This is a genomic window from Thalassobacterium sedimentorum, assembly GCF_031127905.1.
GTDB lineage: Bacteria > Verrucomicrobiota > Verrucomicrobiia > Opitutales > Coraliomargaritaceae > Thalassobacterium > Thalassobacterium sedimentorum.
The window spans coordinates 28,592-54,470 of sequence record NZ_JARXIC010000020.1; the positions used below are offsets into that span (position 1 = coordinate 28,592).

At 50.7% G+C, this 25,879-nt stretch carries 25 protein-coding genes and 1 tRNA gene; 13 read left to right on the forward strand and 13 right to left on the reverse strand.

The genetic code is table 11. The features are described 5' to 3' along the window. Window positions 1-54: 54 nt before the first annotated feature. The 6 genes from QEH59_RS12170 to QEH59_RS12195 all read right to left on the reverse strand — a co-directional run bounded on the left by QEH59_RS12170 (window position 55) and on the right by QEH59_RS12195 (window position 6,221). Entirely contained in the window at window positions 55-813 is a 759-nt protein-coding gene (locus tag QEH59_RS12170; RefSeq protein WP_308985649.1) for a hypothetical protein, read from the reverse strand. After that, window positions 813-1,364, reverse strand: a complete 552-nt coding sequence (locus QEH59_RS12175) for an ExbD/TolR family protein (RefSeq protein WP_308985650.1) — start codon at window positions 1,362-1,364, stop codon at window positions 813-815. Before QEH59_RS12175 ends, QEH59_RS12170 begins: the two co-directional genes overlap by 1 nt. Window position 1,365: 1 nt before the next feature. After that, entirely contained in the window at window positions 1,366-2,016 is a 651-nt protein-coding gene (locus QEH59_RS12180) for a MotA/TolQ/ExbB proton channel family protein (RefSeq protein ID WP_308985651.1), read from the reverse strand. 29 nt (window positions 2,017-2,045) lie between these two features. Next, the gene (locus QEH59_RS12185) at window positions 2,046-4,685 is read right to left on the reverse strand and encodes a tetratricopeptide repeat protein (RefSeq protein ID WP_308985652.1); all 2,640 of its coding nucleotides are present in this window, start codon (window positions 4,683-4,685) and stop codon (window positions 2,046-2,048) included. A gap of 132 nt (window positions 4,686-4,817) precedes the next feature. Beyond that, window positions 4,818-4,894, reverse strand: a tRNA-His gene (locus QEH59_RS12190). A gap of 100 nt (window positions 4,895-4,994) precedes the next feature. Beyond that, a complete protein-coding gene (locus QEH59_RS12195; protein ID WP_308985653.1) occupies window positions 4,995-6,221 on the reverse strand; it encodes an anaerobic sulfatase maturase in 1,227 nt (408 codons plus the stop codon). Between the two features lie 74 nt (window positions 6,222-6,295). Between QEH59_RS12195 and QEH59_RS12200 the strand changes: the two genes are divergently transcribed. After that, window positions 6,296-7,804, forward strand: a complete 1,509-nt coding sequence (locus QEH59_RS12200) for a pyruvate carboxylase subunit B (protein ID WP_308985654.1) — start codon at window positions 6,296-6,298, stop codon at window positions 7,802-7,804. Here the strand turns inward: QEH59_RS12200 and QEH59_RS12205 are convergent, their stop codons facing one another. Then, entirely contained in the window at window positions 7,805-8,716 is a 912-nt protein-coding gene (locus QEH59_RS12205; protein ID WP_308985655.1) for an NAD-dependent epimerase/dehydratase family protein, read from the reverse strand. 54 nt (window positions 8,717-8,770) lie between these two features. Here QEH59_RS12205 and hemF point away from each other — a divergent pair, with 54 nt between their 5' ends. Continuing rightward, window positions 8,771-9,691, forward strand: a complete 921-nt coding sequence (hemF, locus tag QEH59_RS12210) for an oxygen-dependent coproporphyrinogen oxidase (RefSeq protein ID WP_308950430.1) — start codon at window positions 8,771-8,773, stop codon at window positions 9,689-9,691. Window positions 9,692-9,839: 148 nt separating this feature from the next. After that, window positions 9,840-10,871 (forward strand): uroporphyrinogen decarboxylase, encoded by a 1,032-nt coding sequence (hemE, locus tag QEH59_RS12215; protein ID WP_308985656.1) that lies wholly within the window; start codon window positions 9,840-9,842, stop codon window positions 10,869-10,871. Between the two features lie 16 nt (window positions 10,872-10,887). Here hemE and QEH59_RS12220 read toward each other — a convergent pair whose 3' ends face one another. Next, window positions 10,888-11,367: a coiled-coil domain-containing protein gene (locus tag QEH59_RS12220; RefSeq protein ID WP_308985657.1), complete on the reverse strand. Its 480-nt coding sequence runs from the start codon at window positions 11,365-11,367 to the stop codon at window positions 10,888-10,890. Between QEH59_RS12220 and QEH59_RS12225 the strand changes: the two genes are divergently transcribed. The 4 genes from QEH59_RS12225 (at window position 11,345) to QEH59_RS12240 (ending at window position 14,658) form a co-directional block, all read left to right on the forward strand. Next, window positions 11,345-12,280, forward strand: coding sequence for a Ppx/GppA phosphatase family protein (locus tag QEH59_RS12225; protein WP_308985658.1), 936 nt, complete (start codon window positions 11,345-11,347; stop codon window positions 12,278-12,280). The two genes, QEH59_RS12220 and QEH59_RS12225, sit on opposite strands and share 23 nt — an antisense overlap. A 2-nt stretch (window positions 12,281-12,282) precedes the next feature. Then, complete coding sequence (locus QEH59_RS12230; protein WP_308985659.1) at window positions 12,283-12,861, forward strand: thymidine kinase; 579 nt, start codon at window positions 12,283-12,285, stop codon at window positions 12,859-12,861. Between the two features lie 66 nt (window positions 12,862-12,927). Continuing rightward, the gene (locus tag QEH59_RS12235) at window positions 12,928-13,767 is read left to right on the forward strand and encodes a class I SAM-dependent methyltransferase (RefSeq protein WP_308985660.1); all 840 of its coding nucleotides are present in this window, start codon (window positions 12,928-12,930) and stop codon (window positions 13,765-13,767) included. A 141-nt stretch (window positions 13,768-13,908) separates the two neighbouring features. Further along, window positions 13,909-14,658: a thioredoxin family protein gene (locus tag QEH59_RS12240; RefSeq protein WP_308985661.1), complete on the forward strand. Its 750-nt coding sequence runs from the start codon at window positions 13,909-13,911 to the stop codon at window positions 14,656-14,658. A 73-nt stretch (window positions 14,659-14,731) separates the two neighbouring features. On the opposite strand, the gene hemN is transcribed toward QEH59_RS12240, so the two are convergent. The 3 genes from hemN to QEH59_RS12255 form a co-directional block, all read right to left on the reverse strand. Beyond that, on the reverse strand, window positions 14,732-16,096 hold the full coding sequence (gene hemN / locus QEH59_RS12245) for an oxygen-independent coproporphyrinogen III oxidase (protein ID WP_308985662.1): 1,365 nt from the start codon (window positions 16,094-16,096) through the stop codon (window positions 14,732-14,734). Between the two features lie 105 nt (window positions 16,097-16,201). Further along, entirely contained in the window at window positions 16,202-16,330 is a 129-nt protein-coding gene (locus QEH59_RS12250) for an entericidin A/B family lipoprotein (RefSeq protein WP_308985663.1), read from the reverse strand. A gap of 44 nt (window positions 16,331-16,374) precedes the next feature. Beyond that, window positions 16,375-16,548 carry a DUF1328 domain-containing protein gene (locus tag QEH59_RS12255; protein WP_308985664.1) on the reverse strand — a complete coding sequence of 58 codons (174 nt, stop codon included), beginning with the start codon at window positions 16,546-16,548 and terminating at the stop codon, window positions 16,375-16,377. 476 nt (window positions 16,549-17,024) lie between these two features. Here QEH59_RS12255 and QEH59_RS12260 point away from each other — a divergent pair, with 476 nt between their 5' ends. Then, a complete protein-coding gene (locus tag QEH59_RS12260) occupies window positions 17,025-18,620 on the forward strand; it encodes a hybrid sensor histidine kinase/response regulator (RefSeq protein ID WP_308985665.1) in 1,596 nt (531 codons plus the stop codon). 4 nt (window positions 18,621-18,624) lie between these two features. Here QEH59_RS12260 and QEH59_RS12265 read toward each other — a convergent pair whose 3' ends face one another. Both QEH59_RS12265 and QEH59_RS12270 read right to left on the reverse strand, forming a co-directional pair. Continuing rightward, on the reverse strand, window positions 18,625-19,446 hold the full coding sequence (locus tag QEH59_RS12265; protein ID WP_308985666.1) for a formate/nitrite transporter family protein: 822 nt from the start codon (window positions 19,444-19,446) through the stop codon (window positions 18,625-18,627). A 91-nt stretch (window positions 19,447-19,537) separates the two neighbouring features. Beyond that, window positions 19,538-20,185 (reverse strand): PRC-barrel domain-containing protein, encoded by a 648-nt coding sequence (locus QEH59_RS12270; RefSeq protein WP_308985667.1) that lies wholly within the window; start codon window positions 20,183-20,185, stop codon window positions 19,538-19,540. 423 nt (window positions 20,186-20,608) lie between these two features. On the opposite strand from QEH59_RS12270, the gene QEH59_RS12275 reads away from it, so the two are divergent. From QEH59_RS12275 to mdoH, 5 genes are read left to right on the forward strand one after another with little or no spacing between them, the layout of a single operon-like run. Further along, entirely contained in the window at window positions 20,609-20,863 is a 255-nt protein-coding gene (locus tag QEH59_RS12275) for a YgdI/YgdR family lipoprotein (RefSeq protein WP_308985668.1), read from the forward strand. 54 nt (window positions 20,864-20,917) lie between these two features. Further along, window positions 20,918-21,649 (forward strand): c-type cytochrome, encoded by a 732-nt coding sequence (locus QEH59_RS12280; protein WP_308985669.1) that lies wholly within the window; start codon window positions 20,918-20,920, stop codon window positions 21,647-21,649. Window positions 21,650-21,662: 13 nt separating this feature from the next. After that, complete coding sequence (locus tag QEH59_RS12285; protein WP_308985670.1) at window positions 21,663-23,174, forward strand: glucan biosynthesis protein; 1,512 nt, start codon at window positions 21,663-21,665, stop codon at window positions 23,172-23,174. Continuing rightward, window positions 23,162-23,731, forward strand: coding sequence for a hypothetical protein (locus QEH59_RS12290; protein WP_308985671.1), 570 nt, complete (start codon window positions 23,162-23,164; stop codon window positions 23,729-23,731). The genes QEH59_RS12285 and QEH59_RS12290 overlap by 13 nt, the downstream gene beginning before the upstream one ends. Then, entirely contained in the window at window positions 23,728-25,866 is a 2,139-nt protein-coding gene (gene mdoH / locus QEH59_RS12295) for a glucans biosynthesis glucosyltransferase MdoH (RefSeq protein WP_308985672.1), read from the forward strand. The genes QEH59_RS12290 and mdoH overlap by 4 nt, the downstream gene beginning before the upstream one ends. Window positions 25,867-25,879: the final 13 nt, after the last annotated feature.

The window sequence follows — 25,879 nt, forward strand, 5'->3', positions numbered from 1 at the left end:
TGCAATAAAATGAAACGGCCGCACGTAAATGAGGCTGCACTGGCGTAGCTCCATTTAGGGATATACCCGGACTTCGAAAAATCCAGCAGGCAAGCGCACGGAAAAGCCCTCCTCCAGCAGCCAGGTATAGGCGCTGGCATCAAAAGAAGTGTCACCAGAGCTCGCTGCCAGTGTCGGACGCCCCAACATACGCCCAGAGGCTTCTACCCGCAAATAGTAGCTAGCGGGCTGCAGCGTCTGACTCGAGAGCTGCTCGAGCTCAAATGGCACCGTACAGAGCACTGCTCCAGCAAGCGTACGCACTTCTGCGAAAGCACCACTCACTTGTAATTTTTGAGGCACTACGGCTTCTTTTCCAAAGTCACGGAACAAGTCCCAATAGCGCAGCGCTAAGAGGTCAATAGGCTCACTCACAGGATAGTTCAGTCCGTCCTGCAAGCCATCGGCAACCAAGGCAGTCGAAAAGTCGATACTCGGCTCATAAGCGGGGAAGCGCAAAAGCCCCTGATCACGCGAGGGCGGCTGCAAATTATGCGCTGCATTCCAAATGCCTGGCACGAAGAGTGGAGCTGAGTCAAATAAAGCGACCTGCTCTTCCAGTTCCGCCCCGGATAACAGTGTATCAGGCGAAACGTATTGCACAAAAGGACGCTGCTCTTCGCGAGTTGGAATGGGGTTTGAAATCACACGAAACACCAAAAAGCCAGCCAGATGCACGCACACGCCCAACAATAAGGAAATACGCAGAAAAGGAGAGACGAGCTGGCGTGCAGGCTTTGATCGTTGATTAGACTGGATGTTTCCAGTAGGCATCACATCACAGAAAGAAAGCCAGAATCAGCAGTAGGACCGGTGGGAACAGCTGGCAACGGCGCCCCTGAATTTGGCAAAGCTTCACGCTCTCCGGCGACTTGAACTTGAACAAAACCAGCATCTTGAGCCATACGACATAGCTTTAAAAAGAGCTGCAGGTCCATTGACCCCTCTGTCTTCACCAACAGAACAACCTCCTGAGCCGGTGTATTCTGAATGTGCTGCTGAAAGCCCCGCTGGATTGAACTAAGTTCAAAAACAGCACCATCAAAAAAAAGCATACCGCGATTACCAATTGTCAACACAGCCACGGGTAGGTTACTCGGCTGCATTTGCATTTCCGAATCAGGCAAATCGACCCGCACGCCCGGCACCATGACAAAACGAGTGAACAGCAAACTAAAAAGCAATGTGATCAATAGTAGATCCAGCACTGGCACCACATCCAACTTAATTGAGGGACGCTGTAACTGCGCCATCAAGCCAAGCGGTTCCGTATAGCCGTGACTCGCCCCGTCGACCTCTTTTTTATCTATTTTCTGAGCTTCCATCTTACTCGCTCTGATTCTTAGACGTGCCCTGCTCCAAACGAGGCTCAGTACTCAAAAACTCATGTATATCATGTCCCATCCATTCAAAGTCATGCACCAAGGCCCGCACGCGACCAGACAAGAAGTGGTAGGCCAACATCGCCATCACAGAAATCGCCAGCCCAGAAGCCGATGTCACCAGCGCCTCTGCCAGCAGACGACTGAGTACTCCACTATCACCGTTAAACGATTCCAATGAATACAAGGCCTGCAAAGCTGCAATCAAAGTCCCCAAAAAACCCAACAGAGGGGCCACGCGTGCAAGCGCAGCAAGGGTACCAATACGGCGTTCCAGTGTCGGAATCTCAACAATGGCAGCCGATTGAATGGCCGCTCGAATCGACTCACGCGATTCTCCATAATGCAATAAGGCTGACTTCACGATACGCGCCATCGGCCCGGGCGTATCTTCACAAAGCGTCAAAGCCTCCACTAAACGCTTCTTACGCACTAAATTTTTAATCCCACTTAGAAAGTCCTCAGTGCCAATCTGCCCCTTGTGTAAATACAAGGCACGCTCTATAAAAATGACAAAACCGAGCAGACTCACAAACAGCAGTGGATACATGACGGGGCCGCCTTGTAAGATGAAATTGTTCTGAAAGTAATCCATGTTTTAAACTGATCTATTCTCCTAATATACTATTTAACATCCAGCAGACGATCGGCTCGAGATAGCGCGATATGGCGCCCGGGCAAATCGTATGCAATCAAGGTCCGATACACACGGCGCGCCTCAACTTGCAAGCCCTCACCCTCGAAGATCTCTCCTAACTGTAACATCGACCGTGCGACCCAATAACGGCCAGCTGGGCCTAAATCTTCGGCCTCCTGTCCATCTAACAAGAAACGAGAGACCCCCAGTGAAAGCACCTCTTTGGCCTTTTCCAATGAACCTCTTTTAACCAATGCAAATGCCCACTTATGAGCCGCCTCTGCCTGAAAATCCAGCGGCAGATTTGGTAAATCAAGCAAACGCTCCAAGATCACCACAACATCGGCCAGGGCGCTGGATTCATTCCCCGCCAAGGCCAACATACAATCGGCACGCGACAACTCCGCCAAATAACGCAAGTCATGCGCCGGGAAGCCATTGATTAAATTCTCATATAAGATCTGCGCACCAGCAAAATCATTCATCGAGCGCAGTAAGTTCCCCTGTTTCAAACGCGCAAAATAAAACAAAGGGTCCGATGCATAACGCTCAGCTAAATCATTGTGTAAAATCACCGCCTGCGGATAAAACTCCGAACCACGGCGCTCACAATACAGGGCTGCCTCAAACAACGCCTGCGGAGCGAGCGGACTCTCCGGATAAATCTGAGCTAAATTTGTCAGCGTAGCCTGCGCATCGACAAAATCACCCACCAGACCATGATATGCAGCCTCTATTAAATAGGAACGCTGGGCGGCTGCAGTGTTAGCATACCCATCCCGCAATTGAGTCAAGACCTCCATCCCAGCACTGACATGGCCACCACGCATACGCACATCGCCTTGCAACAGCAGAATCTCTGTTCTTAGCAAGAGTGCATCCTGATCACTCAATGCATTAGTCCCCTCCTTGGGTAATGAATCCAAGCGGGCCAGTAGATGTGATACCCGCTCCTCAAGCCCTTCCATCTCTTGCGCCTCCAAAGAGAGGTAGGCCTCCAGCCAACGTAGCCGGATATCCAAAGCCGTGGGCGGAATCGACGCAGTCATCGAATCCTTAAGTAGTAAACGAACCCGTTTCAGCGCTCGATCCAGTTCGCCATTGACCTGAAGCGCCTGCGCAACATTCCACTCCGCACGCCAACGATCCAAAAGCGATACGCGGCCACTAAAATCAGCCTCATCAATCAACTGCAAAGCAGCCTCAACTGCACCGACTCGCAGCTGAGCTGAAATCAACCGTAGAAAAAGCCCTCCATCGCGACTGGCCCCCAATTCACGGCTACGCGCGGCCGAATAGAAATCGACTGCATTAGCAAAATCTCGATTTAGAAAGTAACAGTCGCCGATTAAACGGTTCAGCTCTACCAGGTCCTCCGAATCCTCTGATTGATCCCGCAGCTGGATTAAAAAATCAGCTGCCGCACGATACTGCGGGGGTTGCCGCTCCAAAGCAGCGTAGGCAAGCAAACGATACACATTGGCAATTCCACTCAAGCCCGGGAACTGCTCCAACAGGATCCCCGCATCACTCTCTGCAATGTCCATCATCGAAGGATCTTTCATCGCGATTTGACTGCGTAAGTAGTAGATCTGCCCCAGCAATGGATGCGGCTCGGTACGCGAAATAATCACCTTTAAGAAATCCAGCAGATCCGCCTCTTGCTCTGGCGCACGAGCCAACAGTTGCAGGGCAATTCCCATCGCTTCCCGATTTTTACCATTTTGAATCAACTGCTTCAATGCGGCACGTCCACTCTCTGAATCAGCCCCCAAAATAATCCCCTTCAACAAACGCAACTGCTCACGCTCCCCGGCACCATAGCCAGCCGTGATATTCTCTAGCTCACGCTCAATCGCGCCCACAGCCTCTCCGATACGCCCAAGACGATAAAGCGTCACTGCATATTCACGCACATAGGGATATGCAGCAGCTTGTCCATCGAGCTTAGTCATCTTCGCCCGCAACTCGGCAGCCAATGCCTCGTCAGCCGGAGCGGTCAGCAGTTTCTGTCGTAAAACCAAGCCTTCAAAATGAGAACGCAACAGCGGCAACTCGGCCAATTCGGCAGCGCGTTTAAATGCCTCATTCGCCTTCCCAGGTTGCGCATCCAGTTCCGCCCGCAGACCTTGCAATAAAGCCAGCCATGGCAAATCCGACGGCGCCAAGGCAGGTTTCTCCACCTTTTGCAAGGCAGCCCGGAAGGCCCCCACATCCATTCCGTCGCCCCCATCTCCATAAATCGCGATCGCGAGATAGAGCGAATGTGCTCCCGCTTGTAATGCTGTTGGCACAGCATCTAGTTGCTCACGCGCCGCAGCATAGCGGCCTTGTCCTATCAAAGCCTTTGCTAAGCCCATCTGTAGCACCGCTTTACGCGCAGGAGACAGTTCGAGCGTAGAACTGAGTAGCGAACGAAAAATTGATTCTGCCATAGCTGGCAAGCCTGCTTGTAACGCGCGCTCCGCACTGTCAATCCGCCACTCCAATTCAATTTGTTGCTCTGAATCGACCTCTGCAATACGATCTGCCGTCAGCGGGACCTGGGCCCACAGCTCTGCCCCTCCAAAAAACGGGAGAATACACAAAGCCAACAGCCGATACCGAAAAATCCAATCGAAATACATACAGATACTTCGAAGACAAGCACTCTCCCGTATAGTTGCAAAGCGATTTTCACATGAAGTAGCCATTTGCAAGCACCACGCCGTCTAATAAAAAAAATAAGCCGTTTAAAAATCAACGGCTTATAGCGAAAATGGGGTGGCTAACGGGATTCGAACCCGCGACCCTCGGCATCACAAGCCGATGCTCTAACCAACTGAGCTATAGCCACCATACAGAGAAATATCTCTTGATCCTTTCTGCGAAAGAACGGACATGCTCTTTCTCACAGCCTTCTTGTCAAGAGCGCGTTCGGCCTTTTTTGCAGTTTTTTATTTCTTCATGATTTCCATCGGCGAACGCTGCTGTCGATAGAGCTCCGCCATCTGCTTCATCGCGGGCCCTGAATGCTTGAAAAATTGCTTGAGCCCTGCACAGAGGTAACTGATTCCGTATTCCCCGTCCTTGGTCCGCGCAAAGCGATGTTTCGGGCAATCGCCATTACAACAGAAGCGCACCTCACACTCACGGCACTGCTTGGGCAGGCGACTGCGCTTGGCTTCGCCGAATTCACGCATTTGGTCACTATCCACCATCGAGGCGATACTTTGGTTCATCACATTGCCGAGTCGGTAGCGCGGATACACGTAGTGATCACAAGCGTAAAGATCGCCATTGTGCTCCATCGCGAGCGCGCAACCACAGGTTTCCGCATACATGCACACACCGCCGGGCGCTCCCACCCACTTGCCGAGCGTCACATCAAAGAGCTGCACGTAGACTCGGCCGACATCGCGCCGCACCCAGCGATCAAAGATCTTATTGTAAAAGTCGCCCAAGGCACGCGAGGGCACCGACCACTCGGTCACTTGCGGCTCAAACTGCAGCGTGCTGGCAGCTGATAGATCGGGCGGATGCGACAGGCCTAGCCCGAGTTGACTGGAGTCGCTGTCGGCACGGCGCTCAACCAGCGGGATGAACTGTATAAATTGCGAACCGATCTCGCGCAGGAAGCGATAGACCTCTAAGGGATATTGCACGTTCTTGGCATTCACCACCGTCAACGTGTTAAACTCGACGCCGTGCTTCTTACAGAGCTCGATCCCACGCACGACTTCACGGTAGGTGCCACGCCCCTTGCGATCGACACGATAGGCATCATGCAAGTGCTCCGGACCGTCGATGCTGATCCCAACTAGGAAGTTATGCGCCTTGAGAAAAGCACACCACGCGTCAGTCAAACGCGTGCCATTGGTCTGAAAGGCATTCTCAATCTTTTTGCCGAGCCCATAACGTGCCTGCAGGGCCACAACCTTCTCGAAAAATGCTAAACCTGCTAAAGTCGGCTCCCCGCCCTGCCAGGCAAAACTGACTTCAGGCCCGGGTTGCGCTTCAATGTAGCCCTTGATATAAGCTTCTAATAAATCATCGCTCATCTTGAACGGATGGTTTTTCGGAAAAAGCTTCACCTTTTCTAGATAAAAACAGTAGGTGCAGTCTAAATTGCATAACGGCCCCGCGGGCTTCGTCATTACATGGAATGGCTGTTTGGCTTTCATCGTTACGGGAATCTCAAAGAAAAGGCTTGATCAACACAAGTTCATTATTAAAGTTTATCTAATAATCTCACATTATGAAATCAGTTCAGCTTAACAACAACGTCCTGCGCGACGGCCACCAAAGCCTCGCCGCCACCCGTATGCGCACCGAGCAAATGCTCCCAGTTTGTGAGCAACTCGACAACTGGGGCTTTGGCGCTCTGGAAACCTGGGGCGGCGCCACAATCGACTCCGGCCTGCGCTTCCTGGATGAATTCCCATTCGACCGTTTGGATGCACTTAAAAAGGCCTGCCCCAAGACGCCGCACATGATGCTGTTACGCGGCCAGAATATTGTGCAATACGCCCACTTCCCCGACGATGTGGTGACGGCCTTCATTAAGACCAGCGCCGATCACGGGATGAACATTTTCCGCATTTTCGACGCGCTCAACGACACGCGCAACATGAAGTGCGCGATCGACGCCTGCCGCGCGGCCGGGGCTCAGGCCCACGGCACGATTTGCTACACCAGCAGCCCCGTGCACACAGTCGCCAAATTCATCGAGATGGGGGTCGAGCTCGAAAAGATGGGAGCCCATGCGATCGTATTGAAAGACATGGCCGGCCTAATCCCGCCAATGGAAGCCTTTGCCATCATCGACGGTCTCAAGAAGAAGGTTAAAATCCCCGTCTGGATCCACACCCACGACACTGCCGGCCTCGGCACCAACACCTACATGTCGGCCATCGACGCTGGTGTAGACGCCATCGACCTCTCCGTTTCGCCCTTCGCCAACGGCACTGGCCAGCCCGACACCACGCGCATGCTCGCGATCTTGCAAGGCCACGAGCGCTGCCCACAAATTTCCGACGAACAACGCAAGTCGCTGCGGGAAGTGCGCACCCACCTGGAGAAAGTCTACGCCGAGATGGGCGAGTTCACCAGTCACAAGAATGAGGTGATCGACGTCGATACGCTTGAATATCAAGTGCCCGGCGGCATGCTCTCTAACTTCCGCACACAACTAAAAGAGCAGAAGATGGAAGATAAGTTCGAAGACGTCTTCCGTGAGATCCCTGTCGTGCGTAAAGCACTCGGCTGGATTCCACTCGTCACACCGACCTCTCAAATCGTTGGCATGCAAGCCTTCCTCAACGTCAAGTTTGGTCGCTGGAAGCAAATGTCGCCGCAAGCTGCCGACATCGCGCTGGGCTACTATGGTCAATGCCCTGCCGAGGTGGACCCCGAAGTGCAAAAGATCGCTGCCAAGCAAGCGGGCAAAGAGCCGATCAGCTGCCGCCCCGTGGAGGCCCCAGGCGCCCAGCACAAGCACATGGACGACCTACGCAAGGAGCTCAAAGCTAAGAACTTCCCTAGCGACGACGAGCACTGCGTCATCCACGCCATGTTCCCACCACAGCTGGAAAAGCATCTAAAAGGCGAAGGCCCCAAGCCCAAGCCAGTGGCCATGCCTGCGGAAGCTCCCAAAGCAGCCCCTGCAACCGCCGCACCGGCAGCCAGCAGCAATGGCCCCCAAAAGCGCTACGGCCTGACGATTAACGGCAAGCAAATTGAAGTCGGCGTCGAAGAGATCGTCTAATCACAACAATTCAGCATAACCTTCACGAAAGCTCGGAAACTTTGGACACCAGTCCAAAGCCTTCCGGGCTTTTTTGTTGCTGATAAATCGGTGCGGCATCCGCCCGCCACGGCGTCGCAAACGCTCAGAAACATTCTCGGGATTAAAGACAGGCGCCGGCAAACCGAGCTGCTCTGCCAAATAGTGCAGCACCTCGGCCTTCAGCGTGGGCGTATCGTCGGCGATGTTATAAATGCCAGCAGGCGCGCTGCCAGTGATGACCGCAACAATCGCGGCTACAATGTCCTCACGATGAATCATATTGAGCGCGTAATCGCCGCGGCCCGGGATCTCGCCACGGGCCGGGATCTCGCCACGGGCCATGCGGACTTGATCCAACAAATAGTGGCGCCCTGGCCCATAGATGCCAGCCAGGCGTAGCACATACCAATTCGGCAAATCAGCCGCAGCGGCCAACAAAGCCTCAGACTCCAACAACACCTGCCCCGTTGCCGGTGCTCCACTGGTATCGACCGCTTCATCCACCGTCACTCCGCCATCCTGCGGGTACACCGATGTGCTGCTGGTATAGACATAACTGTCGATCGACTGCGATCGGGCCCAGTCCAAAATCGACTGCTGCCCCGCAAGGTACGATTTACGATAGCCTGCCAGCCCCCCACCGCCCGAGCTGACACAATTCACCACCGCTTGATAGCGCCCGACCACTCGTGTGTGCCACTCGTGGGCATCCAATTCGGCAACGAGCACTTCATCTAGACTCAGTTCACGCAGCGCAGCCGCCTGCTCCGGGTTACGCGTCAACGCGCCAACCCGCACACCGCGCGCGCGCAGGTAGCGAGCCAAGGCCGTGCCCACATAGCCACAGCCAAAGATAATCACCGAATCAGGGAGTTTATGAGAGTTTGCCATTTTATTGTTCCAGAGCTTGTCGGATGCCTTCGACTCAGCCAACATTCGCCCGCAATGCAAACCGCACAACCAGAAAAAGTCCGCGCCTACCTACTCGATCTACAAGATCGCATCTGTGCCGCACTAGCAGCCGAAGATGGCCAAGCTAGCTTTCTAGAAGATAGCTGGACGCGCGAAGAGGGCGGCGGTGGACGCTCACGCGTGATGGCCGAGGGCAAGGTTTTTGAAAAAGCAGGCATCAATTTTTCTGATGTCCGGGGCAGTCAACTGCCCGCCTCCGCCACCGCCAAGCGGCCACAACTCGCGGGTGCCAGCTTTCGTGCGATGGGCGTATCACTGGTGGTGCACCCACGCAATCCACAGGTGCCGACGACGCACATGAACGTGCGCTACTTCTACGCGGAACCAAAGGATGGCGAGCCAATCTGGTGGTTCGGCGGAGGCTTCGATCTGACGCCTTACTACGGCGTGCGCGAAGATGCGATCCACTGGCACCAAACTGCGCGAGCAGCCTGCGCTCCCTTCGGCGAAACACTCTACCCGAAATTTAAGCAGATCTGCGACGAATATTTCTACCTCCCTCACCGCGAGGAGCCGCGTGGCATCGGCGGCATCTTTTTTGACGACTACTCCGAAGGTGGCTTCGAGCAGGCCTTCGCTTTCATGCAATCCGTGGGGGATCATTTCGTGCCGGCCTACCAGCCCATTGTGGCGCGCCGCAAAGACAGCCCATTTAGCGATGCTCAGCGCCAATTCCAGCTCTACCGCCGTGGGCGCTACGTCGAGTTCAACCTAGTCTATGACCGCGGCACCCACTTCGGACTGCAGTCCAAGGGCCGCACCGAATCGATCCTGATGTCACTGCCCCCACTCGTGCGCTGGGACTACGACTGGCAGCCCGAGCCCGGCACCCCCGAGGCGGAGCTCTACGATGTCTATTTAAAGCCTCAAGACTGGGCCGATATGAAAGCCTGAAAGCCGGAAAGCCGGAAAAACATACGTTGTCCAAGTCGAGCGATCCGCTTTCACTTATATTCAAAACCAATCTCAGCCTTCACCACGTCCCAGTATCCCAATTCTTAATTCTTAATTCTAGTTTCCTCATTCTAAATTTAAATTGCACATGACACCACGCCAACGCTTTCTCGCCGCTGCCAATCTACAACCTGTCGACCGTCCACCGATCTGGCTGATGCGCCAGGCGGGCCGTTACCTGCCCGAATACCGGGAGCTGAAAGCGCAGCACGACTTTGTCACCATGGTGCGCACGCCCGAGCTGGCCGCCGAAGTCACTCTGCAGCCACTGCGCCGCTTCCCACTGGATGCGGCCATTATTTTCTCCGACATCCTCGTCATTCCCGAAGCGCTGGGACAAGGCTACCACTTCCGCGATCAAGGCGGCATCGGCATGGACTACCTGCTCGACACCAAGGCCAAGATCGAAGCGTTGGATGCGACTAAGATTGCCGAAAAGCTAAAATATGTCGCCGACGCGCTCACACTCACACGCTCGAAGCTCGGCGAAGACACCGCGCTGCTCGGCTTTTGCGGTTCCCCATGGACGCTCGCCTGCTACATGGTGGAAGGCGGCTCTGCCAAGGACTTCATCAAAATTAAGCAACTGGCCTGGGATCAGCCTGAGCTCTTTGAACAATTGATGCAGAAATTGACCGACGGCATCGTCGAATATTTGCACATGCAAATCGACGCCGGAGCGGATGCCCTGCAAATCTTCGACTCCTGGGGTGCCATCTGCCCCGCCACTCATTACGAGGCGTGGTCGCTGCGCTGGATCCATCACATCATTAACGAGCTCAAAGGCCGGGTGCCCGTAATTCTTTATGCCAAGGGCATGGGCCACAAAGCGGCCGACCTCATGCACACGGGAGCCAAAATCATCAGCCTCGATTGGACGATGAACCTCCGCCGCATGCGCCAAAGCATTGGTCATGGCGCTGCCGTGCAGGGAAACCTCGACCCCGTCACACTCACCACCACGCCCGAAATCACTCAGCGCGAAGCGCAACGCGTGCTCGACGAAGCGGGCAAGCAGCCAGGCTTCATCTTCAACCTAGGTCATGGGATGATTCCCAGTGCCAAAATCGAATGCGTGGAGGCTTTGATGGAAGTGGTGACCGGTCGCAAAAATGCCTAAACGAGCCTTCGCGTATTCACTCCCCTTCGGTCTCGCTTAGCTTCGCTTCGACGATAGCCAGACGTCGCTCAAGCTCAGCAACACGAAGCTTAAGCTGCGCATTTTCGTGCTGTAAGACTTCCAAATCGGAAGGCGGATCCAGCTCATACTTCAAATCCAACTGTTTCAAAGCTTCGGTCTGAAACGCGACCTCTAATTGAGATGTGAGCGTATGTGTTTTGAAGGCCTCTAGGCGTGCATCAGTCGCTAAATCCGCGGCGCCCAACGGGAGGGGCGTTTCATCCGCAGACAGGCCTACACACGCAAAACAGAATATGAGCAAAAAACAATATAGACGCATGCCAACAGGCTGACGATTCGCCGCGTGAAAGTCCAGACCTGGCGAATGCCAGTCATAATCATCGATCACAGCCAGACGCTCCCCGGCTCCTATCCAATCTTGACGCACACTGCCCAGCGATGTGCCATATCGTATGCCAGAAACAGTCGCAGTCATCGATGTAGGCAGTAACTCCATCAAGTTACTGGTCGCCCGCGCAGGCGCTGCGCCCCAGAGCCTGGAAACACTTTTCAGCGAAACGATCGAGACGCGAATCAGCGCCGGCATCAGCCGCGCAGTCCCCCGCTTAAGCGATACAGCCATTCAAGCTGGCACAGAAACCATTGCCGAACTGCAACGCATCGCGCAGAGCTACCAGCCCAGTCAAATCGCCATCGTTGCCACCAGTGCAGTGCGCGATGCCAGCAACGGCCACGACTTCGTCAACTCTGTATTCAAAGCCACAGGCTTACGAATCCGCATCCTCAGCGGCACCGAAGAAGCCACCTATATCGGGCAAGGCCTCAGTTGTGATCCCGCCATCGCTGGCATGAAACGCTTTATTCAAAGCGATATCGGCGGTGGCAGCCTCGAACTGATTCGCTTCGAGAACGGCCAGATTCAGCAAGCCATCTCCCTCCAACTAGGAGCCGTGCGCTTAACCGAGCGCTTCGTCACGGACAAAGAAGCCCCACTGTCCGCAGAGATTGAACGTGCGATGCGCCACCACGTCACCGAACAACTAAACAACAGCGGCTTCGACTTCAGCTGCAGCGAACTCCCCTTGATCGCCACAGGTGGCGCCTACACAGTGAGTCGCGCAGTGCTGGCTGCTCAAACCGACTGTGACATCCAGCAGTCATCACCACGCCTAGAACGCAGCACACTCAATCAGCTCAAAAATAAACTCGCTCCACTCTCGCTACACGAACGGCTCAGCATCCCGCACCTCCCCGCCGCCCGTGCCGATATTATACCAACCGCATTGATCACCATCGATGTCCTACTCGAAGTCACTGGCCGCTCCAGTCTGACTCATTCATTCTACAACCTACGCTACGGAATCGCTGCCAATTTATTACGACTGTAAACATGGCCAAGCTTTACTTCTACTACTCCGCGATGAATGCGGGCAAAAGCACGGTCTTGCTGCAATCCAGCCACAATTACCAAGAACGTGGCATGAAGACACTACTGCTTACTCCAGCGATCGATGCACGCGCTGGCCGCGGAAGAATTGCTTCACGCATAGGCCTCAGTAAAAACGCCACCCCTTTCCAGCCAGAGGACGATTTATTTACATGTATCCACGGCATCCATCAAAGCAAAACTCTAGGCTGCGTGCTGATCGATGAAGCACAATTCCTCACCCGTGCGCAAGTCGAACAACTCGCCCAAATCACCGACGACTTCGGCATCCCCGTGCTCTGCTACGGCCTGCGCACCGACTTCAAGGGCAACCTCTTTCCCGGTAGCGCGGCTCTACTGGGATGGGCTGATAATCTAATCGAACTCAAAACAATTTGCCACTGCGGCCGTAAAGCCACCATGAATCTTCGTACCGACGCCCACGGCAAACCAATCAGAGAAGGCAAACAAATCGAAATCGGCGGCAATGAACGCTACGTCGCCATGTGTCGCAAACACTTCGTCCAAGCCATGTCTAAATGACAGGCAGGCAGTGAAAAATAAGAAGTTTTTCTTTCCACTCCCCACTCCCTACTTCCTACTTCTACCATGAACGAATATGAACTCCTCGACAGCGGCCACGGACGCAAACTTGAACGCTTTGGTAAAATCACACTCGATCGTCCTTGTGCTCAGGCGGTCTGGAATCCCAGTAACAAACAAATATGGAAACAGGCCGATGCCTTCTTCACACGTAAGCAAGGTCTCGAATGGCGTGGACGTGACAAGCTACCCGACTCATGGATCGCCGAAGTCAACGGCGTAAAAATGAAACTCTCAACCACCGACTTTGGTCACCTAGGCGTTTTCCCCGAGACCCGAGCCATGTGGGACTGGATTCGCGACACACTCAACAATGAAACAAAACGTCGCCGTGAACCACTCAACTTCTTAAATCTCTTCGCCTACTCAGGCGGAGCCACCCTCGCAGCCGCCCAAGGTGGCGCACACTGCTGCCATGTCGATGCCTCCAAAGGCATGGTCGCATGGGCTCGCGAAAACGCGAAAATCAATGGGCTCGCGGAGCACCCAATTCGTTGGATTGTAGACGATGTCAATAAATTCCTTACACGTGAAATTAAACGTGGCCGCCGCTACGACGCGATCCTACTAGATCCGCCCTCGTTCGGACGCGGCAAAGGCGGCGAGCTCTATAAGATTGAACATGCACTGTTAGAAACACTACAATTAGTGCAAAAAGTCATGAGCGAAAGCCCCTGCTTTGTGTATTTAACTAGCCACACACCAGGCTTCACTCCAATCGTACTGAAAAACCTAATACAGCAGCTACTTGGCCAAGGCAAACTAGACTGCGGCGAAATGCTGTTAACGGGATCCAGTAGTAGTTTCACCGTTCCCAGCGGCACATGGACACGATGGGAAAAGTAGTGTCTACAAGGCAAAGTAGCCCCCCTTTTTAACTAGACAACCAGATCACTAATTCACTTAAACGATCTAGGCTACGAAACTACTCCCAGCGCGCATGCCAGCAATTCTTGACGGCTTACATAAAAAATATTATTTAAAGAAATGCACTTCCTACGCTGCTCACTTTTACTCGGGATTTTCTGCGCACTCATAACAATCAGCAATGCCACACCTCTCGAGCCGGGAGCTAGTTACAACGAGGTCATCAGCCAACTGGGGCAACCAGACGGTGAAATCAACGCCGGCAATCGACAGATTCTTACCTATGGCAAAGCGCAAATAAAATTGAAAAATGGCAGAGTCAGCTCGATCAGTCCTCAGCTAAATCAATTGCTCGCAGAGCGCGACTCAGCCCAGGACTCCGTCGAAGCGAAACGTGCTGCCGGACTCATCAACTACAAGGGCAAATGGATGAGCCCTAGCCAACGCGACGTCTTGATTGCGCAAGAAAAGAAACAACAGCCCCCTTACGGTGGATTAAATTCAGCAGCAAGGAACTGGATCACTGACTACGATCAAGCACTCGCCATGGCCAAGGCACAAAACAAACAGGTCCTACTCAACTTCACTGGCTCAGATTGGTGCGGATGGTGCATCAAACTCGATAAAGAAGTCTTTTCTCAGCAATCATTTCTCAATTACGCCAACAGCCATTATATACTCGTTAAACTCGATTTCCCAAGACGCAGCCAAATCCCCGCATATCTAAAAACTCAGAATACCGAACTGGCTGAAAAGTATAAAATTCGGGGATTCCCCACCATCGTCGTATTGGATTCCAATGGTAAAAAATACCGTACTAGCGGCTACGTATCCGGCGGTCCGCAAGCCTTCATCAATTCTATACGATAACACCGGCCAGCCACGACTGAATTAAAGTTGCCACGGCTACAACGCCCCCCGTTGTCTTCACTTACAAACCCTTTTATATAGTCTTCGAGTAACGCCCCGTCTCCGTAGGCTGAAGATAGGCGTCAAAGCACATCGCCAGGTTACGAATAAAGAGCCGCCCCCGCTCCGTCACAGCAAAACCGCGATCCGTCCACACCAGAAGCCCATCTTCAGCAAATTCTTTTAACTGCTCCAAGGCATCCGCAAAATGCACCTTAAAATTGACATTCCACCTGTCAGACATCGCTCCAAAATCTAGCGAGAGATCACACATCAATCGCATAATCACATCTGCCCGCATACGATCTTCTGCGGTAAGTTCATAGCCCTTGGTGATTGGCAACTTTCCCTGAGCGAGGCACCTACGATAACTCTCCAGGTCTTTAACATTTTGATGAAAACCAAATCGGCCTTGAGAAATACTCGAAATACCGAACCCACAGATTTCCACTCCAGCGCGCGTGCTATAGCCCTGAAAGTTGCGCTGCAGCGACTGCTCCCGCTGCGCCTTAACCAACTCGTCACTGGGCAGTGCGAAATGATCCAAGCCAATGTAAACATATCCTGCCGCAGTGAGACGCTCAATGCACAACTTCAACAGTTGCATCTTCGTCTTCGCATCGGGCAGACCTGCTTTTTCCAGCAATTTCTGCGCAGGACGCATCCAAGGTACATGGGCATAATTAAATATAGCAAAGCGGTCTGGCTTAAGCTGCAAGACCTCGTCCAATGTAGCCGAAAAACTCTCAACGGTCTGAAGTGGCAAACCATAGATCAAGTCTAGATTAACAGAGTCAAAGCCATTCGCTCGCAGCATGTCCATCGCTGCCACATTCATCGCCTGCGGTTGAACACGATGAATCACCTCTTGCACCTCTGGATTGCTATCTTGCACACCGAAGGAGGCACGCGTTAGCCCCATACGCGCAAATGCTTCGACATGCTCCGGAGCTAAGCGACGGGGATCTAATTCAACCGATTTTTCTGCATCTACCGCAAAGCTAAAGTGTCGATCAATCATCCCAGCAAGGCGGTCAATTTGCACAGCGGTAAAGAAATTGGGCGTTCCTCCCCCGAAGTGCATCTGTACCACTTCGCGCCCAGCAGGCAGATACTGGGCAAAAATCTCCAGCTCTTTCTCTAATAAATCGAGGTAATCATTGCCTCGATCCCGATCCAGAGTTGTGATTTGATGGCAGCCGCAAAACCAACAAAGCGTCTCACAAAAGGGCAGGTGAAAATAAAGGGAAAGAGGCGCATCCCCCTCTTCAACGCCTCGCATTAAGGGGCTATAATCTGTATATTCGCGAAAATGATTCGCAGGTGGATAGCTGGTATAACGTGGTCCAGGTCGATTGTATTTCTCGATAAGAGCAAGATCTTGGGCAGTAATTTTCATCAGAACCAATGAGGGAATCAAACCTGCCTGCCTTTGCCAAGTCGGATTACTTTATAAAAAAAGGCGGGGCCTGCGCCCCGCCTTGGATAAACTATCCACTGCATCCTAATTGGATGCGTCTTGCATACTTTCGCCCGCATCTTCGATGTCCTCACCGAGGCCATCTACAGTGTTGCATGCAGTCATTGCCAGTAAAACACCAAGTGTGACGAGTAAGCTGATTAATTTTTTCATGATTTGTTTTTTTTATTTATATATCTTCGCGCTGAAAAAGCATTTTACATAGGTTTCTTTCCCCGAACCGCTCCAGCAACCGCAGAAACGATCAAGAGAATCAGGAATACGAAGAAGAGAACTTTAGCGATACCAGCGGCGGCACCGGCAACTCCACCGAAACCGAGCACGGCTGCGATAAGAGCAATGATGAGGAATGTGAGTGACCATGATAACATGATATATGCCTTTCTTTTGGTTTATTAGTTCAATGATGCTATAGAGGACTTTGATATAGAATCTCTCATGCCAATCTCACAACCAAAGCGTTTCCACCTGAAAAACAACAACTTACAGAATACACAATTTCTAACAAACCAAATAATATCGGCAATATGCACGTAAGAAAGCAGCACCTTATTGCAGAGTGCACGATGCGAGAGTCACGTATATGAACATGCAGCCTCGGCTCAGGAATAGCATCAAATCGCCGCAGTAAAGGACGTAGGATCTATGATAAAGTCAAAAAATAGTGAGTTACAATAAACGGCTCAAAAATTAGAAAAAACGACTTGCTAGTTCCCAAAATCAAAATGATTTTCCAGAGGGTTGAAGATTACATCCTCAGCCGATGTATAATCTAAACCGATATCCATGCTGAATTGCCCCATGCGCTGCTCGAACAAGGGCGCTCCCACCTCCCTGATGCCGTCGTATGAACCAGCACCCTAATCTATCCGGAACTCCCGAAGATACAGCTTTAAAAGATGCACTGGCACGCTTGGACTTAGCCCTCAAAGCCTCGGATCTAGGCATCCACGAATACAATATTTCCACAGGTGAAGTGAAAATGGATGCACGTGCGAAAGAGATATTAACTCTACGCCAGGAAGAGCCCTTCACCATTGAAGGCTTCTGGGCATTACTGCATCCGGACGACTTGGAAATGGTTCAAGAAAAAGTCGCCAATGCTTTAAAACCAAATGCCAGCCAACACTATCAAACTGAATATCGCATCTGCCCGCGGGATGGCAGTTCCGAACGCATCATTTTCGCGACTGGCGTGGTTGTATTTTCAGAAAGGAACGCCGTCCCAATTGCGCAGAAATTGGTAGGCACCGTCGAGGATGTGACGCTAGACCACCTAAAAGAGGTCGAACTAAGACAAGCCAAGGAGCGAGCTGAAGCAGCTAATCGCGCCAAAACCGCATTTTTGGCAGATATGAGCCATGATATACGCACGCCTTTAACTGCGATCAATGGCTATACCGAACTACTGGCTGGTATGCTCAGCGGCGAACCACTGGAAATTGTTGAAGAAATGAGAGCAGCAGGTGCCCATCTACTCCGAACTTTAAATTCAGTACTAAAGTTCGCAAAAATGGAAGGCGTGCGTGAAGAACCTGAAATCGTCGATGTCGATATCAGCGCAGAGCTACACAACGTCGCCAGTATGTTTAGCCATAAAGCTCAAAAAAAATCGATGCAGCTCAACGTCGATACCTTGCAGTCACTCTATGTTCGCGCTGATCGCTCTGCCTTGGGCCGGATACTCACAAACCTACTCGACAATGCGATCAAGTTCTCACCAGAGAATAGCACTGTCTTACTGCGCGCAGAAAAAAATGCACAGAGGCAGATCCAAATAAGTGTAACTGACAATGGCCGGGGGATCAGCCAAGAGTTTCAAGCACGTATCTTTCAGCCATTTAGCCAAGAACGTGAGAAACTCGATACAGCCCTAGGGGGCAGCGGTCTCGGTTTAGGCATATGTCGACAACTTGCACTCGCCATGGGCGGCGACATCCACCTAAGCAGTACACTGGGCAAGGGCAGCTGCTTTACCGTCATCCTCCCGGCAGCTTCCGTAGCCCCGGCCCAAAGGACTCAGGCGCCACACAAAAACAAAATCCCCAGCGACACAAAAACAAGTATTCCACGTGTATTAGCCTGCGACGATTATCCAAATACTCGACGAATACTCGAAATATCCCTGCGTGGCTACGAACTCGATTTAGCAGCCGATGAACAAGAGCTTTTTGATAAGTTAAATGGGCAGGAAGTCATACTTCTAGATATTAATCTAAATGGCCAAGACGTTGGTGAAGAATTATTAGCTAAACTGCGTCAAACAGAGACGGGGCGAAAGGCCAAGATTTATGCATTTACCGCCCACGCTCTGCCTGGTCAACACGATCATTTTCTGCAGCAAGGCTTCGACGGCTACCTCGAAAAACCCTTCACTCAACAGCGACTTTTCGAAGTTCTAGGCTTAACCGAGGCGGATCCAACCAGCGCGCCCCCATGCTAACAACCTAGATTTCATCCTTAACTTGGGCATAGCTAATTAAGGCAAAAAGCCCAGTGCCTCCAATAATATTTCCCAGCAGCGCAGGTAGAATACACTTAAAGATCACATCCAACCAGCTGAGCTCGTGGTTTAGTGCCAGTAGGAACCACTCCGTCGCACCAGCCACAACGTGCGTCATGGCACCCAGCGCAATCATGTACGTCACAATAAAAATCACCCAAAACTCATTGCCCTTTGCACTTGGTAACACCCATACAATAGAAGCCACCATAAACCCCGCAGGTATTCCGTAGAGCAATGTTTGAATCGCCGAATACTCTAATAAATGATGCGAAATGGCTAATGCAGCCTCCATGTGCTCTGCTGGCAGGATGGCTCCATGAAAAGCAAAAAAGGCTGATAACCAGGCCCCCAGTATATTAGCGATAAAAACCACTGCCCACAGCCGAGCCGTACATTTGAAGTTGGAGAGTGTTCGATTTCCAAGCACCGGCAAAACCACTGAAATAGTATTCTCAGTAAACAATTGGAGCCGCCCCAATATAACGATAATAAAACCGACCGTATAGCCACAGTTCGACAACACCCCTTGCAAGGAACTACCCGCCAGGCTACCGTAAAGAAAGGCCTTACAATAAATTGAAAGACTTAACACGATTCCAGCTGCAATACCGGACCAGAATAGAGACGATACTGGCCGCGCAAGCTCTTCCATGCCTTCGCGACGAACGACCTCGTAAATTTGCGTCGACGGCATGCCCATATTCCCCTTGGCACGCGACTTATCCAGCGGGCTCAAGTGCTTACGTTTCTTAGAATCAGTCATATATTCGCAGAGCCTAGACGCAGAATGCACACTACAAAACAGGGCGCCGAAGCGCCCTGCAGAAGTGTAAGAGAAAGGCACAATAAGACAATTACTGACTTACCTTAATATTATTGACAACCTTCAGCTCAGTTGACGCCTCAAAAGCAGTTCCAATATCCTTCTTTACCGCTTCATCACTCACGCGTCCTTCCAGATAAAGAATATTCCCACGCACATCTGCTTGCACTTCAGCCAGTTCATCCTCGTTCACACCAAGGCTACCTTTAACACGCTCCCACATAATGGCAAAACTACTCTTCTCATCATGCACATCCTCATGATTAATCTGTGAATGCATGTCCTGATGCGCTTCCATCGAACGCTCCTGTTCGTTCATGTGCGCTTGAATTTGACTACGTGAAACCTTCATACTATATCGCGCTTTTGCTTGATCATAAGTCAACTGCGTATAGGGAATCGCAATATACTGACTGCCAATTCCCATGACACCCCCAACCTCTAAATAGGCGGTAAAAACTTCACCACTCGTAGGATCGATTTCAAGATCCTTAATCGACGCGATGGTCTCACCGTATTTATCAACAACAGAGGCCCCAGTTAAACCGGAAACTGTAACCTTATTTTGAATACGATCACTCGTAGTTAATTTAAAATCTGCACCTAAATCAGGAGTCTCAGCGAAACCGATAGATGTGACCGCTAGCACGGAAGCGAATGTAATGATTTTCTGATACATAGTATTTTCCTTTGTTATATAGGTTCTATTAAAGAATCGGACAATGAGAAACGATTCGAACTAACCTATAACAAACACCGTGCCAACCTGAGGAAACGCACGACGCATACACGCCTCCCAAAACACTTATAAAAAAAACGCAACAAGCTATGTAAAAGTAGCTTACAAGAATAATAGAACGCAATTCATGCAGATAAAACCAGCCATCAAATCAAATCATAGCGCATGGCGAAGCACAGAAAATATCGTGCAAATTGCAGCTAACCCGCCACCACCTAAATGCAAATTGCAACACAATACCAAGCAACACTCACGCAACATGCAGTCACGACAGGATGGCACAGTTTTCGCTAGGACGCTTTTGCTAGAACTAACAACTCTACACTAAAATATAAACATCTGATAAAAAACGAAAGGACACCTATGAAGAATCCCCTATTAACATTAAGCATCTTAGCCGCATTCGTATTACTAACAGGATGCGCCACTCACTATGCAATCAAAGACCCACAGACTGGCACGGTGTACTACACTCAGGACTACGATGAAAATGACGGTGGATCAGTCACATTCCAAACCGAAGAAAGCGAAAATCAGGTGACGATTCAAAATTCAGAAGTTCGAAAAATATCTCAAGAAGAGTATCGCGCTGCAACACAACCTCGCTTTTCTTATTAGAATATGATTTGTGGTCGTGGCGTATTCGCCACGACCACATACGATTCATTGCGTATGAATACAAGGTTTAGTACATACACATTTTTACACATGCTGCTGGGGGCGGTCAGCATAAGCTATCCATGCACAACTGCACTGGCAGATGCACAACTGGCCACACAATTGCAAGACTCGCTCAGTCACAGTAGCGACGTCAGCATCCTGACACACGCGCATGAACACATTAACTATACATCCTGCCTACCTTGCCACGGAGACGCAGCTCAAGGGAAACAATCGGTATTCGCACCGTCACTGGCAGGACAAGCACGTTGGTATTTAGAACGACAAATCAGTAATTACCAGGACGGCCTACGCGGCATGCATGCACGCGATGTATATGGAGCAAGCATGCGCGCGATGTCATTACTTCTGTTAGATGAAGCGGTACGCAATAATGTACTGGATGAAATTGAAGCTTTCCCAGCCCCACAAGCCGTGCAACTAGACAATCAACAGTATGATTTGGAGAGCGGAAAGGAGCGTTATACCATTTCGTGCGCAAGATGCCACGGTGATTATGCCGAAGGAAACGAGGCTGAAGGAGCGCCGCGTCTAAATGCTCTCCCGGCATGGTACACCGTACGCCAACTGCGTAATTTTCAAGCAGGAATTCGCGGACAACACGACGATGACACACTGGGCCAAGAGATGCGCCCCATGGCAATGGCCGTCTATAACGAACATGACATACACAACGTAGCCGCTTACATTGCCACCCTTCAAGCAAGCGAACCTAAGAAGTAAGCCCTCCACTATTATGAAAGTCCACCTAACACTTTTAGTCATCTGCACCTTGGGCACCCTTTCGGGGCAACAAGAGCGCAAACATATAACCTTGGACACAGTTGCCGAAGAAGCTCAGGCGCTCATTCAACAAGCTCCACGCGAGCCAGAGGAACTACCCGAGAATCTCAAAGCACTCAGCTATGACCAATATCGGGACATTCGCTTTCGTCCCTCGGAGGCCTTATGGTGGAATGCGGATTCAAGATTTCGTGTAGAGTTCTTCCACCCAGGCCACCTTTTCAATAATCAAATCAATATTTACGAGACCTCTAATACACATGTGCAAGAGATCCCTTTTATGAAAGAAGCATTTGATTACGGAAACAGTGGCTATGACCCGGGTTTTTTCAAAAAACCCAAAGGCTACTCAGGAATTCGAGTCAAATATCCCTTAAACAATGAAGAAATATACGATGAACTCATCGTATTTCTTGGTGCCTCCTATTTCCGCGCATTAGGAGCTGGCCATCATTTCGGACTCTCACTCAGAGGACTTTCCATGAATACAATTGGAGCCGAAGAAGATTTTCCACGCTTCACCAAACTGTGGATTAGGAAGCCAAAACCAAAGGATAAGCACCTAACATTATTTGCACTGCTGGAAGGAAAGAAAGTGACTGGAGCATATCAATTTGATGTACATTCCAAAGGCGTGACTGAGATTGATGTTCGGACACGATTATTCTTCAGAGATGGCGGCGAGGCGGAAGTCGGCATCGCTCCACTAACCAGTATGTTTGTACATGGTGAAAATACAAATGCCCCGGCCTTTCATGACTGGCGGCCAGAAGTACATGACTCAGATGGGATGCTCGTTCATGCCAATAGCGAATGGGATTGGTTTCCCATAGAAAATCTCCCAGGCCAGACAATCCGCCGTATGCCTACCGCTAAGCTACGAGGATTTGGACTATTACAGAGGGATCGCGATTTCAGGAATTACAAAGATCTGGAAGCGCACTATCAACTTCGTCCTTCCGCATGGGTGGAGCCTAAAGGGAAATGGTCGCCAGGTGAGATCATACTCTATACTTTTGGAACCGATACAGAAGCAACTGACAACGTAACTGCCTTTTGGAAGCCAGACCTACAAGAGGCACCCACTGAAGGACTTGAATTTTCCTATCGTATAACACTCCAAACGAAAGATCCGGCACATACATTCGCAAAGGTAATGGAAACGAGAGTTGGGCAACGCACACTGGATGGTCATTCAACCACGCTCATAATAGAGTTCAGCCGTCCCGAATCTATAGCACTCGATGAAATTGAGAGTTTAAGCGTAGGCTTCGATTATGGCCGTGCGGAACCCATTGAAGCTCCCATCATTCAATATAGCCAACCAGAGGATCGTATACGAGTCTTTGCCAATTTCAAAACATCCGGAGCCAGTGCACAGGATCGCCCTTACCAGATGTCAGCGCAGCTACTACGCGAGGGTCATCAAGTTTCTGAACGCTGGAACTATACATGGAAACCATAAATAAGCTCGAACACTCAGCGAATGCCGACCAGGCTTATGGACGTATCGACGCACTCTTACGCGCCTATGGATTCAGTCACTCTGTGTCGCGTAGCCAATACTGTCTACACATATTAGATCAAGCACTGGCAGATTATAACAATCACCCAGAGCAAGCACTCGAAAGCCTAGCGGCAACAATCACTCTCGAAAGGATACGGACAGGCGTTGAAAAAATACTGCTCGAGGCAGAGCTTTCCACCGAATCACTAAACGTGGAAGATGTTTATTTAGCACTACAAGCAGCAAGAATCCCACAAGACGCACCTGAAATCATACTAGGCAACAGCCCAGCAGATGGGGCACGGCTTCAAGCAATACGTATGCATTACGAAAGTCAGTCGAAACCCACTTTAAGACGAATATCAATGGGGGCTCCATCGTTACGCTTCGACACAATAGACGAAGTGACCGATTCAACTGAACGCTTTCTACAGCAACATCCACTGCTACTACACACATTAAAGCTCACGCTTGTAATGAGTATTATATATTTAGTTTATATTTTTGCAAAATGAACACTGCTACTGAGCCAACGACACCCTCCTCACATGCTCGGAGATACGTGTTTTTTATGACATTCGCCTGCATCGTGTGCGTATTGACAATGCTCTTTGGAGACTGGCTATATCGCACAGGGCTATCCCCGGCAAAATGGACACTACTCGGTGTCTATATAATACTCAGTTCTGGGCTAGCTTTCGGCTTTTGCCAATCACTATTTGGCTTCTGGGTTATCCTACGTGGTCGCGACCCTTTAAATATAAAAAACACGCTGCCTGACGCAACTACAGATGGAGAATCAATTCATTCTCCAGTGGCATTACTATTTCCAATATACAACGAAGACCCGACCCGTTTCTTTAGCGGCATTGAAGCGATGTATCAAGCGCTTGAAGAAGCTGACGTGATTAAACATTTCACATTCTTCGTCCTCAGTGACTCAACCAGCCCCAATCGCTGGATAGAAGAAGAACGGCATTGGCTACAACTCACTCGCAAGCGAGATGCTAAAGCTAAAGTGATCTACCGACACCGAACTTCAAATATCAATCAAAAGAGTGGTAATGTGAGTGATTTCTGTCGTCGATGGGGACGACACTTTGAACATATGGTATGCTTTGATGCCGACAGCCTAATGTCAGCAGAGAGCCTGATCCAACTTGTTCGTTTAATGGAAGCCAACCCCAAGGTCGGTATTATTCAAACCGCCCCCCGTTTAACTGGAGCCAAAACACTCTTCGCCCGTTTTCAGCAATTTGCCAATCGTATCCATGGCGAAATCAGTTCGGCTGGACTCAATTTTTGGCAACAGGGCAATGGTAATTACTGGGGACATAATGCAATCATTCGAGTACGTCCATTCATTGAAAAATGCGCCCTACCAGAACTGCCTGGTCGGAGTGCACTTGGCGGACGCGTACTCAGTCATGACTTTGTAGAAGCAGCCCTGATGCGCAAGGCTGGCTATGAGGTCTGGCTCGCCTATGACATCGAAGATAGCTACGAAGAGTTGCCACAAACCTTACTCGATTTCGCACAACGTGATCGTCGTTGGTGTCAGGGCAATCTTCAACATGCTTGGATTGCACTCTTTGCCAGAATTCCATTTTTGAACCGCATCCATATGCTGAATGGGATTTATGCCTATTTGGCAGCACCACTTTGGCTAATATTCATCGGTCTCAGCACCTTGATTGCGTATAGCTGGGAAAGCAGTGGCTTGAGCTTACTCACGCGCCCAGCCTTATTCAACTTCTCCCCCAACAGCTTGAGTATCCATGGCATCACGATCCTATCGATTACCTTTTCACTCATATTTCTACCAAAGCTATTTACCGCAATTCAAGTGATCTCTGACCCCAACTTTCGCGCACGCTTCGGAGGGGGAGCACGCTCACTTCTTTCAATATTAGGTGAAGTTATTTTCTTCACCTTATTAGCACCAAGCCTGATGCTCTTTCATAGCGCCTTCGTATTTGCAACTTTAACTGGCAAACGTGTCACATGGAACGCGCAGAACAGAGGCCTCAGTTATACGACATGGAAATCGGCCTTCAGCGCTCACATCGGTCACACATTAGTCGGAATCAGTTGGGCAGTACTCGCGGCAGCCATCGACCCTCGACTCTTTTACTGGATGTGCCCGGTGCTAATAGGCTGGTTATTATCGATCCCTCTCTCTGTCACCAGTAGTCACGACGATTTTGCGCAATGGCTCAAGCGTAAGACTTTGCTGGCCATTCCTGATGAAATCGAGCCCTCAGACATCTTTAAGCAATTATCTATCGCCGAACATGCTCAACCCAAGGTTCCATTACCAATTGAATCCCTCAGGGAGGATTTCGCACTCTTACAAACCATCTTAGACCCCTATATATTGGCCTTGCATCTCCACTTTCTCCCTCGCCGTAAAAATCAGCCAATCAAGACCAGTGAAAAGCTACGCAATCTTGGTCAACGTTTAATGAATGAAGGCGCACAAGCCTTGAGTCGCAACGAAAAGAATCGCATTCTAAATGATTCTTCAATCCTTAGTCAGTTACACCAGGAAATTTGGACTGCACCTCAGGCATCGTTGCCGCCGTGGTGGCGCTTAGCGATGAGCCGCTATAATCGTCGTAGTTCCTTCGTAGCTGAACTAAGTAATTGAGCTCCTTAACCTG